Here is a 9,607-nt window from a genome sequence, read left to right as displayed (position 1 = left end):
GTATTGGCCGAGCGGATCGCACGGGGCGAGGCTGACCTGGCCCTGACTGTGGGCTGCGAGTTTCTCGGCTCGGCCATGAAGCGGATGGGCAAGGGCCTGTCGTTTGACGACTGGAAGGTCGAGGAAGACGAAACCCTTGAACTGCCGGAACGCGTCGGCGATCCGCGCCCCGGAAACTCCGCCTATGAGGCGCGGCACGGCCTGAGCCGGCCGATCAACATCTATCCGCTGTTCGAAAACGCGTTGCGCGCCCGCGACGGTCGATCCGTGCCGGACCATCAGGCGCGACTGGGCCGTCTGTTCGAGGGTTTCACGCGCGTAGCGGCGGCAAACCCCGAAGCCTGGTTCCCGGTGGCGCGCACAGCGGAGGAACTGGTGACCGTTTCCGAGCGAAACCGGATGATCGGCTTTCCCTATCCTAAGCTGCTGAACGCCATCATGGAGGTGGACCAGTCTGCCGGGGTCCTGATCGCCAGCGTCGCCAAGGCGCGTGAACTGGGCGTGCCGGAAAGCCAATGGGTCTATCTGCACGGCTGCGCCGACGCCGCCGACCTCTGGTACCCGCTGGATCGTCAGGATTTTCACTCCAGTCCCGCCATGCGACTCGCGGGCAAACGGGCTTTCGAGATGGCCGGTATTGGCCTGGAGCACATTGATCTGATGGATCTCTACTCCTGCTTCCCGGTTGCGGTGGAGATTGGGGCGGAGGAGCTGGGCGTGTCGCTGGACGACCCGCGGGGCCTGACCGTCACCGGCGGGTTGCCCTACGCCGGGGGGCCGGGAAACAACTACGTCATGCACTCCATCGCCGTGATGCTGCAAAGGCTGCGGGCGAGGCCCGACGCTTACGGACTGATCACCGGCAACGGCTGGTACCTGACCAAGCAGTCCACGGGCATCTACTCCACAACCCGTCCCGACAAACCCTTCGAGCGGCAGGATCCAAAGATCCTGCAGCGGGAAATTGATGCGCTGCCCCATCCCGATGTCATTGAGATGCCGCAAGGCCCTGCCACGATCGAAACCTACACTGTCGTTCACAAACGGGAGGGGCCGTTCATGGGGATCATCGTGGGACGCGACGCCAATGGACGCCGTTTTGTCGCCAATACTCCAGGCGACCCCGCCACCCTGACGGGTCTGGAGCAGGGTGAACAGGTCGGCCGCCCCGGCACAGTCACCCAGAACGGTACCCTCAACCTCTTCACCCCGGATTGAACCCATGCCGCGCCTTTATCTGATCCGACACGGCAAGCCGTCCGCCACCTGGGGTGGGCATGATGACGACCCCGGGCTGGATGAGACCGGTCAGGCCCAGGCCGATGCGGCCCGCGACTGGTTGCTGAGCCGTCCTGAGCGTGAGCGGCCCACCCAGGTGGTCAGTTCGCCCCTTCGTCGCTGTCAGGAGACGGCGGCCCCGACCGCGCAGGCTCTCGGGGTTTCGCTCGAGATCGATCCCCGTGTGGGTGAGATCCCGACTCCCGGCGCGCTGAGCGCCGAGGCTCGCCCGGGATGGCTCCAGAAGGCCTTTCAGGGCACCTGGGCCGGGATCGAGGGCGATCTGGACTATGACGCCTGGCGCGCCGACATCGTTGCGTCGCTGGTGGCGCGCGGCAACACGGCGGTGTTCTCACACTATGTGGCGATCAATGGCGCTGTATCGAAGCTGCTGGGCAATGATCGGGTGCTGGCGTTCCGACCGGATCACACCTCGATCACCATCCTGGAAACCGATGGGGAAACCCTGACCCTCATCGCCAAGGGCGGCGAGGCTTCGACGAGTGTCCTTTGACGTCTAGCGCCATCATGACGGTCGCCGAGTTCGCGGCGGCAGATCGCGCCGCGATTATGGCCGGAACCCCTGGCCTGACCTTGATGGAGCGGGCCGGTACGGCGGTGGCTGACGCTGTCGTGCATCGGTTCCGACCGCAACCGGTTACGGTGCTTTGCGGGCCCGGCAACAATGGCGGCGACGGATATGTCGTGGCGCGCCTGTTGAAAGAGCGGGGATGGCCGGTGAATGTGCGCGCCATCGCATCCCCTTCAGCTGCCGACGCGATGGCTGCGGCGCAACTCTGGACCGGCGAGGTCGCCGGGACGGAGGACTTCGAGCCTGCCGGTCTGATCATCGACGCCTTGTTCGGCGCCGGATTGTCCCGCCCGCTGGACGGCGCAGCCCTTGCGATCGCGGAGCGTCTTGCCGGGACGTCCACAGAAGTTGTCGCCATAGATGTGCCCAGCGGCGTGCCCGGTGATACGGGCCAGCCGGCGGGGATCGCGATCTGTGCGACCCTTACGGTCACCTTTCATGCGCACAAGGCCGCCCATGTGCTGGAGCCAGGGTGTGAACTCTGCGGCGAAATCGTGGTGGCGGATATCGGCCTGGCCCCGATCGCGTCACTGACCAACCGGAATGGACCGGAACTCTGGCTGACCCAGTTTCCCTGGCCGACCGCGGCCTCGCACAAACACGCGCGGGGCCGTCTGATCGTGGTCAGTGGCGATGCCTGGAACAGTGGCGCCGCACGTCTGGCCGCGAGGGCCGGGCTCAGGATCGGCGCCGGGCTGGTAACGATCTTCGCGCCGCCCGAAGCCCTGGCGGTCAATGCCGCGCACCTTGAAGCGGTGATGCTCAAGGGGTTCGACAGCGATGTTGAACTGGAAATGGCCGCCAACAAGGTCGACGCCGCCGTCATTGGCCCGGCGGCGGGCATCACCGAGACCACGCTTCTGAACGTGCTGGCGCTGGCGCGGACCGGTGCGGCCCTGGTGATCGATGCCGACGCGATCACCGTGTTTCGAGGCGACACCGGCGAGCTCTTCTCGATTCTGGATCGGGACGACGTGCTCACCCCCCACCCCGGGGAGTTCGAGCGCTTGTTTCCTGGCGTACTGAAAACGGCGCCGGAGCGTATCACTGCGGCCCGATTGGCGGCGCGGAAGGCGGGCTGCGTTGTCTTGCTTAAGGGCCCCGACACCGTGATCGCCGCGCCGGACGGACGGGTTGCGGTCAACACCAACGGGTCGCCCTGGCTGGCCACTGCCGGTTCCGGCGACGTATTGGCCGGCTACGTCGGCGGGCTTGTGTCTCAAGGTATGGAAAGCTTCGAGGCCGCCTGCGCCGCCGCCTGGATCCACGCCGAGGCCGCAGAACTGCACGGTCCCGGCCTGATCTCCGAGGATCTCCCCGGATTGACGCCTGCGGTATTACGCCGGTTGTTTGACGAGCGTTAGGACGGAGCGTCGAAGAGCTTCGTCGTCATTCCCAATTCGTCGGGGATGAACGCGTGTTCCTGCATATTGCCGGGCGCAAGGGTGCCGTCGAAATCATAGGCGAAGACGGCAAGGGGGCGGGTCATTGGCCAAGCCCTACCGTGGTGCGCTGTCTATTGAAACGCCCGCGTAAGGGTCGCCCCGGCCCCGCGACGGGATGCGGGGGCCGGGGCGGACGGCGACGGTTGTCGGGGAACAGGACCGTCACCGCGTATCTGTCCGGTTGTCTTGGGAGATCCCCGGACTTTGGGAATACGCATGAAAAGATGCGTTGGATGCACGCAGTTGCACCTTAGGGTGGAAATTTTTCGCTTGCTACCTTGATCGACCGGCGGAGACGACGATGCGTCGGACCCGGATCTGCGGTCCTGTTCGCAACTCTCCTGGCAACCCAATCGACGTCAGCGGGTTCTCAAGGCTCATCAGACGAGAGGACCCCGCCATGGGCCACAAGCCCGCAGAACCAAGCCTATCGCCTGCCGAGGCCGCGGTTGAGGCCGTCTCGGCGCCGACCCGCCCGATCATCCCAACGCCGGAGGGCGAGGTGCACGATCATCTTGCCAAGCGGGAAGCAGAGGTCGAGGACCGCCAGGAGGCGCTGCTGGACGAGGCGCTTGAAGAGACCTTTCCGGGTTCCGACCCGATAAGCCCCAAACACATCACCTGAATTGGGGATCAGCCCCTGAGGGTCTCGTAAGCTTCCTGAGCCGCGATCCATTCTTGTTCCGCCGCCTCCAGAGCGGCTTGCGCCACATTCCTGCGTCGACCCAGTTCCGCGGCCTTAGACGGGTCACTGGCGAAGGTTCCGGGGTCGGTCAGGCTGCGATCAATCATTTCAAGGAGCTCATTGGCTTTCGCCAGGGCTGCTTCAGCGGTCTCGGCCCGGCGTCGTGCGGATCCGGTGGGAACCTTCGCCTTGGCCGGCGCCGGCGCCGGTGCGACAGGCTCCGGTTCTGCCTTGACCTGTGTCGGACTACGGCCCGCCTGTCTGGCGCGATCCAGCACAAACGCCGCATAGTCGGCCATGTCGCCGTCGAAGGGTTCGATCCCCCCGTCGGCGGCCAGCCACAGACGGTCGGCCACGAGTTCCATGAGCGACCTGTCGTGAGTGATGAGGATCACAGCGCCCTCATAGTCATTCAGGGCGTCCAGCAACGCGCGGCGACTGTCGATATCCAGATGGTTGGTCGGCTCGTCCAGGATCAGCAGGTGCGGAGCTTCCATGGCCACCAGGTTCAGGAGCAGCCGCGCGCGCTCACCGCCCGACAGATTGGCGACCGTGGTTTCCACCTTGTCGTAGGTCAGGCCGAACTGTGCCAGCCGGGAACGGCGTTTGGCTTCGCTCTCCTCCGGCAAAGCCCGCCGGATGATCTCCAGGGGCGTGTCGGTCGGGTCCATGGCCTCGATTTGATGCTGATGGAACCAACCCACCCTTAGCCGCGAACTGCGGTGCAGTTTTCCGGACTGGACGGTCAGAGCGCCTGCGACGAGTTTCGCGAAGGTCGATTTTCCGGCGCCGTTGACGCCCAGAAGGCCGATCCGGTCATCGATGTCGAGACGCAGGTCGAGCCGACGCAGGATCGGCGGGCCGCCATAACCGACTGTGGCGCCCTCCAGGCGGAGAAGCGGCGGGGGCAGGGGGCGTTCAGGCGAGGGCAACACGAAAGGCGCGACCCGCTCCTCGATCACCGCCGAAACGGGCGGCAGCTTGGCGATCATCTTCAGGCGCGACTGGGCCTGGGTGGCCTTGGAGGCCTTGGCGCGGAAACGGTCCACGAAGGATTGCAGATGCTCGCGGCGCGCCTCGATCTTGACCCGGGAGGCTTCCTGCAGGCGCATTTTCTCCGACAGCTGATGCTCGAAGTTGTCATACCCGCCGGGATAGAGGTCGAGCTTGCCGTCCTTCAGATGCAGGATGTGGTCGACCGAGTTGTTGAGCAACTCGCGGTCGTGGCTAATGACGATCGCGGTGTGCGGATACTTCTTCAGCCGCGCCTCAAGCCAGAGCGCGCCTTCCAGATCGAGGTAGTTGGTCGGCTCGTCCAGCAGCAGCAGGTCCGGCGCCGCGAACAGGCTGGCCGCCAGCGCCACCCGCATACGCCAGCCGCCGGAGAATTCCGACATGGGCCGGGCAAGGTCGGCCTGGGAGAACCCCAGACCCGCCAGGATTTCGGAAGCGCGTGAAGGGGCCCTGTCGGCGTCGATGTCGATCAGGCGGTCGTAGATGTCGCCCAGGTCTTCAGGTGGGGCGGTCTCAAGGCGGGCCAGCAGGTCGGCGCGCTCGAGGTCAGCCTCAAGCACCGTGTCCAGCAGGGTGACGGGAGTGGCCGGATGTTCCTGGTCTACCGATCCGATCCGGGCAGCCTTGGGCATCCCGATCTCGCCGGATCCGGCAGTCAACTGCCCAAGAATCACCTTGAATAGAGTGGATTTACCCACGCCGTTGCGGCCAACGAGACCAACCTTGGCGTCGCGGGGCAGGGTGACGGACGCCTGGTCGAAGAAGCGGCGCCCCCAGGCGTCGAGGACAAGGTCGTTGATCTGGAGCATGGGGTTTCCGTTCGGCGGGGGCTACTAGCAGACGTTTCGCTCCACGTCATGAGCATGCGGTGGCTTGCCTCGGAGCCGATCTTGGCGATATAGACGCCGCCACCGCGCGGAAGCCTTTCCGCGAACTCCCCCAATCCAGAGCCCCCTCGGAGCCCATGACCGAACGCACCTTCTCGATCATCAAGCCGGACGCCACGCGGCGCAACCTGACCGGCAAGGTCAACACGGTGATCGAGGACGCCGGACTGCGCATTGTCGCCCAGCGCCGCATCCGGATGTCCAGGGCCCAGGCCGAAAAGTTCTATGAGGTTCACAAAGAGCGCCCGTTCTTTGGTGAACTGGTGGAATTCATGATGTCCGCACCGGTCGTGGTGCAGGTTCTCGAAGGCGAGAACGCCGTGTCCCGTTATCGCGAGATTATGGGGGCCACCAACCCCGCTCAGGCGGCCGAGGGCACGATCCGCAAGCTCTATGCTGAGAGCGTCGGCGAGAACTCCGTGCACGGCTCGGACAGTCTCGAAAACGCAAAGCTTGAAATGGTACAGTTCTTCACCGAGGCCGATCTCGTCGGCTGATCTAACGCAACCATCCCGGCGCCCGGGGGTTATCTCTGGCGCCGGAACACCCCAACCGAACAAGAGATAGATGCGCGAAAACAAAGTCCTTCCGGGATTCTCCGAACGACTGGCCGCACAGGCCGAGGCCCGCAAGGCCCTGCTCGAGAAGTTCAAACCCAAGCCCACCGTCGTCGCTGAGGTCCTGGAGACCCGTGAAGCCAGAAAGGCCCGCGAACTTGAGGAAGTCCGCGCCAAACGGGCCGCCGAGAAGGAAGCTGCGCGCCTCGCCAAGGAACAGGCGGAAGCTGAAGCCCGCGCGGCGATCGAGAACGACGAGGAGCTGATGAACCAGCTCCGCCGCGAAGAAAGAAAAGCCCGCAAGGCGCAGGCCAAGGTCGAGGCTCGTCAGAAGCGCGAGATGAAGTCGCAGATGCGCCGGACCGGCTGACACCGGCGCCGGCGGTTGCTGGCTCTAGAGTTTCACCGGCTGGCCATGTGGCGTGCTCTGGTAGGCGGCCAACCAATCCTGCTTGCGAGCATGGAGCTCATCGGCGCGCGCCATTCCATGATCGCCGACCAGGGATTCAAGCGCCGCGACCCAATGCTGGTAGTAGCGGGCGCCGTCGTCTGAGGGGTCTCCCGCCAGCTCGCTGGAAAGCGCCTGGGCCCATTCAGTCCAGGTAAACGCGCCAACCTCATGCAGCTTTACGGTCAGGGCGAAGGCCTGCGCCTGCCAGGGTTCGGCGAAGACGGGGCCTTCTGCGTCCCGCGGCAACCGGGGCAGATCGAGGATTTCAGGCGGGTGCAAGGTAGCTCTCCCAAAGGTCCAGCCGGATAGTGTCGATCGCCGAGGCATCCGGACCCCAGAGTTCGCGCGCCTCGAACCTGACCAGATAGAGAGGCTGAGCCGCCTCACCCTGGCCATGGGCGTTGCTATCAGGAAACACATGCACGCCGTGACAGCGCTCCACGACGCCGGTGCGCCCCCTCACATAGCGAGGCAGGCGCGTATGACCCGTGGGATTGATGTTCAGCGCCCGTACCCGGTCACCGGGTTTGAAACCGGGTCCAGCCGTCGTTTCGCGCTCATAGGACCCGGCTCGGCTGAGTACGCCTGGCACTGCGGCGGCGGCAAGCAGGGGGGTGGCTCTCGCGCTGCCGGCGTCTGCCTGGCCGCGCGCCAGTTCATCCGGCGTCACCAATCCATGCTTGAGCAGCAGGGCTGAGAGTCCCGTCAGCCACTTCTCGTAGTAACTTATCCGCAGGTATTCCGGCCCCGGGATCAGTTCGCGCTGGTGGCGTCCCGCGTCGATGTTGGACCGCGTGGGGGACGCGATGCTCATGGCGTGAACCCGGGCTTCCCAGGAATGGTGGAACACCGGCGCATCGGCCTCCGGCGCTATCGGACCCAGGCCATGCATTCCACCCATGTCATGCGCGCCGTTCATATGAGCGTGGTCCCGATCATGCTGTCGCGACTGACCAGCGCGGCGAGTTCGTCCTCGGTGAGATTACTGGTTCCGGCGGGACGTTCCGGGATTACCAGGTAACGGACCTCGGCCGTGGAATCCCAGACGCGGATCTCTGTGTCGTCGGAGAGCACGGTTCCGAACTCCGCAAGCACCCCACGGGGATCGATGACGGCGCGTGATCGATAGGGGGCCGACTTGTACCAGACCGGCGGCAGTCCCAGCACTGGCCACGGATAGCAGGAACACAGTGTGCAGACGACGAGGTTGTGGACCCTGGGGCCGTTCTCGACCGCCACCATGTGTTCACCTTGCCGCCCGCTGAAATCTAGCTCCGCGATGGCTGCTGTGGCGTCGTTCATCAATCGGATACGGTAATCGGGGTCGGTCCAGGCGCGGGCGACAACGCGGGCGCCGTTACGCGGCCCAACCCTGTTTTCATAGTAGTCGACGATCGCGTCGAGCGCGGCGGAGTCCACCAGGCCTTTCTCGACGAGCACTGTTTCAAGGGCCTTCACCCGAAGCGCGATGTCCGAGGGAGGGTCCTGGCCATGGTCATGGTCATGATGATGATGATGATGATGATGATGATGATCGTGGTGATCTTGCGCCATGTCGTGAATTTGACCCAAGCCGGATCGAAGGTGAAGAGCGGACGTGACGATTTGCCGGTTCGCTGCAATGATCGCCGCCGGCAAGGAGGTCGCCATGGACGGACCGCACCTGATCTACTTCTCCGATCCGATGTGCTCGTGGTGCTACGGATTCTCGCCTGTGATCGAGGACATCCGGCGAGGCTACGGCAACGCGCTGCCCGTTCGTGTGGTGATGGGTGGGCTGAGGCCGGGCACGACAACGCCCATGAAGCCGGAAGCACGGCGTGAGATCGTTGGCCATTGGAAGCACGTGACAGAGGCCGCTGGCGTACCTTTTGATCCCGCGATCCTGGATCGGGACGGCTTCATCTATGACACGGACCCGGCCGCTCGCGCGGTTGTGGTGGCGCGTCGTCACGGCCAGGACATGGCCATCCGTTACCTGGCTGCCGCCCAGCGGGCTTTCTACGCGGAGAACCGGGACATCACGACGCCGCAGGTGCTGGGCGAACTGGCCAGCGATCTCGGCCTTGACCCGGAGGCGTTCCTCGCGGCCTGGGCGGCCGAGGACGCCAAGCAGGAAACCTGGGGAGACTACGCCCTCTCGCAGAGGGCCGGGGTGACCGGCTTTCCTGCTCTGGTGGGCGGACCCAATGATCAGGGCGTCTATGGGGTCGTGACCCGGGGCTATGCCTCGGGCGATCAGGTGATGGGCGTGATCCGGTCCTGGATTTCCAGCATCGCGGCGTGACGCCGACCCCGTCTCAGCGGCTTGGCTTGCCTGTTTCGCTGTTCATCGGTGGCGGGGGAGACTTTCCATAGTCCATGATCAGCCGGGTCAGCAGGTAGAGGCGCGGCGTCAGGGACTTCAGATCGAGATATTCCTTGCCCGAATGAAAGCCGCCGCCCACAGGCCCCAGTCCATCCAGCGCCGGGACGCCGGCGTCCGCCGCCAGCGCAGACTGTGAGGCGCCGCCGTTGCCGCCACGACCGAGTTTCAGACCGAGACCGGCGTAGATCGCCTCGGCGCGATCTGCTAGAGCATCGTGCGTTTAATGTGACGTATATCCGGCGGCCTTGAAGAAATTCCAGCATTCATCGGGATCGTAGAGGTCGCAGATGCTGCCGACGGCTTGCCAGAGGGCATCGAAGGTTCGGGCGC

The 9,607-nt window shown here is 64.8% G+C and carries 13 protein-coding genes and 1 pseudogene; 7 read left to right on the top strand and 7 right to left on the bottom strand.

What is annotated here, in order from left to right; translation table 11 throughout:
- The 3 genes from ACIQ3B_RS17150 to ACIQ3B_RS17140 form a co-directional block, all read left to right on the top strand.
- On the top strand, nucleotides 1-1,218 hold a 1,218-nt coding region (locus ACIQ3B_RS17150; RefSeq protein ID WP_397404736.1), incomplete at its 5' end, for an acetyl-CoA acetyltransferase.
- Between the two features lie 4 nt (nucleotides 1,219-1,222).
- Complete coding sequence (locus ACIQ3B_RS17145; protein WP_397404734.1) at nucleotides 1,223-1,792, top strand: histidine phosphatase family protein; 570 nt, start codon at nucleotides 1,223-1,225, stop codon at nucleotides 1,790-1,792.
- 14 nt (nucleotides 1,793-1,806) lie between these two features.
- Complete coding sequence (locus ACIQ3B_RS17140) at nucleotides 1,807-3,234, top strand: NAD(P)H-hydrate dehydratase (RefSeq protein WP_397404732.1); 1,428 nt, start codon at nucleotides 1,807-1,809, stop codon at nucleotides 3,232-3,234.
- On the opposite strand, the gene ACIQ3B_RS17135 is transcribed toward ACIQ3B_RS17140, so the two are convergent.
- Entirely contained in the window at nucleotides 3,231-3,359 is a 129-nt protein-coding gene (locus ACIQ3B_RS17135) for a hypothetical protein (protein WP_397404730.1), read from the bottom strand. The genes ACIQ3B_RS17140 and ACIQ3B_RS17135 overlap by 4 nt on opposite strands.
- Before the next feature lie 356 nt (nucleotides 3,360-3,715).
- Here ACIQ3B_RS17135 and ACIQ3B_RS17130 point away from each other — a divergent pair, with 356 nt between their 5' ends.
- Nucleotides 3,716-3,940, top strand: coding sequence for a hypothetical protein (locus tag ACIQ3B_RS17130; RefSeq protein WP_397404728.1), 225 nt, complete (start codon nucleotides 3,716-3,718; stop codon nucleotides 3,938-3,940).
- Nucleotides 3,941-3,948: 8 nt separating this feature from the next.
- Here ACIQ3B_RS17130 and ACIQ3B_RS17125 read toward each other — a convergent pair whose 3' ends face one another.
- Complete coding sequence (locus ACIQ3B_RS17125) at nucleotides 3,949-5,823, bottom strand: ABC-F family ATP-binding cassette domain-containing protein (protein WP_397404726.1); 1,875 nt, start codon at nucleotides 5,821-5,823, stop codon at nucleotides 3,949-3,951.
- A gap of 155 nt (nucleotides 5,824-5,978) precedes the next feature.
- Here ACIQ3B_RS17125 and ndk point away from each other — a divergent pair, with 155 nt between their 5' ends.
- A complete protein-coding gene (gene ndk, locus ACIQ3B_RS17120; RefSeq protein ID WP_397404724.1) occupies nucleotides 5,979-6,398 on the top strand; it encodes a nucleoside-diphosphate kinase in 420 nt (139 codons plus the stop codon).
- 70 nt (nucleotides 6,399-6,468) lie between these two features.
- A complete protein-coding gene (locus ACIQ3B_RS17115) occupies nucleotides 6,469-6,828 on the top strand; it encodes a DUF6481 family protein (protein ID WP_397404721.1) in 360 nt (119 codons plus the stop codon).
- A gap of 24 nt (nucleotides 6,829-6,852) precedes the next feature.
- On the opposite strand, the gene ACIQ3B_RS17110 is transcribed toward ACIQ3B_RS17115, so the two are convergent.
- The 3 genes from ACIQ3B_RS17110 to nthA are packed head-to-tail and all read right to left on the bottom strand — an operon-like array spanning nucleotide 6,853 to nucleotide 8,559.
- Nucleotides 6,853-7,188, bottom strand: coding sequence for a nitrile hydratase accessory protein (locus tag ACIQ3B_RS17110; protein WP_397404720.1), 336 nt, complete (start codon nucleotides 7,186-7,188; stop codon nucleotides 6,853-6,855).
- Nucleotides 7,175-7,828 carry a nitrile hydratase subunit beta gene (nthB, locus tag ACIQ3B_RS17105; RefSeq protein ID WP_397404718.1) on the bottom strand — a complete coding sequence of 218 codons (654 nt, stop codon included), beginning with the start codon at nucleotides 7,826-7,828 and terminating at the stop codon, nucleotides 7,175-7,177. The genes ACIQ3B_RS17110 and nthB overlap by 14 nt, the downstream gene beginning before the upstream one ends.
- Nucleotides 7,825-8,559, bottom strand: coding sequence for a nitrile hydratase subunit alpha (gene nthA, locus ACIQ3B_RS17100; RefSeq protein ID WP_397404716.1), 735 nt, complete (start codon nucleotides 8,557-8,559; stop codon nucleotides 7,825-7,827). Before nthA ends, nthB begins: the two co-directional genes overlap by 4 nt.
- On the opposite strand from nthA, the gene ACIQ3B_RS17095 reads away from it, so the two are divergent.
- The gene (locus tag ACIQ3B_RS17095) at nucleotides 8,558-9,196 is read left to right on the top strand and encodes a DsbA family protein (RefSeq protein WP_397404714.1); all 639 of its coding nucleotides are present in this window, start codon (nucleotides 8,558-8,560) and stop codon (nucleotides 9,194-9,196) included. The genes nthA and ACIQ3B_RS17095 overlap by 2 nt on opposite strands.
- Before the next feature lie 13 nt (nucleotides 9,197-9,209).
- Here ACIQ3B_RS17095 and ACIQ3B_RS17090 read toward each other — a convergent pair whose 3' ends face one another.
- Together ACIQ3B_RS17090 and ACIQ3B_RS17085 are read right to left on the bottom strand one after the other, a co-directional pair.
- The gene (locus tag ACIQ3B_RS17090; protein ID WP_397404712.1) at nucleotides 9,210-9,356 is read right to left on the bottom strand and encodes a hypothetical protein; all 147 of its coding nucleotides are present in this window, start codon (nucleotides 9,354-9,356) and stop codon (nucleotides 9,210-9,212) included.
- A gap of 141 nt (nucleotides 9,357-9,497) precedes the next feature.
- Nucleotides 9,498-9,607, bottom strand: a pseudogene (locus ACIQ3B_RS17085) (IS630 family transposase); the annotation flags it as partial.

It is taken from the genome of Phenylobacterium sp., assembly GCF_044358365.1.
GTDB lineage: Bacteria > Pseudomonadota > Alphaproteobacteria > Caulobacterales > Caulobacteraceae > Phenylobacterium.
The sequence above is the reverse complement of the archived record's forward strand: the minus strand, read 5'-3'. Positions and strand labels throughout refer to the sequence as shown.

Bases quoted from the DNA above. Each gene is read 5' to 3' on its own strand.
- ACIQ3B_RS17095 (WP_397404714.1), top strand. From the start codon at position 8,558: ATGGACGGACCGCACCTGATCTACTTCTCCGATCCGATGTGCTCGTGG.
- ACIQ3B_RS17145 (WP_397404734.1), top strand. From the start codon at position 1,223: ATGCCGCGCCTTTATCTGATCCGACACGGCAAGCCGTCCGCCACCTGG.
- ACIQ3B_RS17140 (WP_397404732.1), top strand. From the start codon at position 1,807: ATGACGGTCGCCGAGTTCGCGGCGGCAGATCGCGCCGCGATTATGGCC.
- nthA (WP_397404716.1), bottom strand. From the start codon at position 8,559: ATGGCGACCTCCTTGCCGGCGGCGATCATTGCAGCGAACCGGCAAATC.
- ndk (WP_397404724.1), top strand. From the start codon at position 5,979: ATGACCGAACGCACCTTCTCGATCATCAAGCCGGACGCCACGCGGCGC.
- nthB (WP_397404718.1), bottom strand. From the start codon at position 7,828: ATGAACGGCGCGCATGACATGGGTGGAATGCATGGCCTGGGTCCGATA.
- ACIQ3B_RS17115 (WP_397404721.1), top strand. From the start codon at position 6,469: ATGCGCGAAAACAAAGTCCTTCCGGGATTCTCCGAACGACTGGCCGCA.
- ACIQ3B_RS17130 (WP_397404728.1), top strand. From the start codon at position 3,716: ATGGGCCACAAGCCCGCAGAACCAAGCCTATCGCCTGCCGAGGCCGCG.
- ACIQ3B_RS17125 (WP_397404726.1), bottom strand. From the start codon at position 5,823: ATGCTCCAGATCAACGACCTTGTCCTCGACGCCTGGGGGCGCCGCTTC.
- ACIQ3B_RS17135 (WP_397404730.1), bottom strand. From the start codon at position 3,359: ATGACCCGCCCCCTTGCCGTCTTCGCCTATGATTTCGACGGCACCCTT.